Consider the following 323-nt stretch of genomic DNA (forward strand, 5'->3'; position numbering starts at 1 on the left):
GTGTTTTCTTGAGCCTCATTCGACGCCGTGTGCAAATGTAGTCGTCCGTCGACGGCTCGGATTCATTCAGAGGTGACAACGTGGGTTCCAGCAATTCCAATGAAGCGCTCGGCAAGTTCGGGGTGGTGGAGAAAGACCTCGATTATTCGCTCGAGGAAAGCCCCGGCGACGTGTTCGACGACAGTTTCGAGCCGCCGATCTGTGATATGTCCGACCTGCAGGGCGACTCGGCCGCGCGGAAACGCTTCGTCGATATGATCGGTCGCGCCAGTGAGGAAACCGGGCTGGCGATCTAGGTGAAACATGGGTTAGATAAAGAAAAC

At 56.0% G+C, this 323-nt stretch carries 1 protein-coding gene; it reads left to right on the forward strand.

Translation table 11 applies throughout. The features are described 5' to 3' along the window. The first annotated feature begins 80 nt into the window (after positions 1 to 80). Positions 81 to 296, forward strand: coding sequence for a hypothetical protein (locus tag ACFWPJ_RS16940; protein ID WP_378852322.1), 216 nt, complete (start codon positions 81 to 83; stop codon positions 294 to 296). Positions 297 to 323 lie beyond the last annotated feature (27 nt).

It is taken from the genome of Nocardia sp. NPDC058497, assembly GCF_042720195.1.
Lineage (GTDB): Bacteria > Actinomycetota > Actinomycetes > Mycobacteriales > Mycobacteriaceae > Nocardia.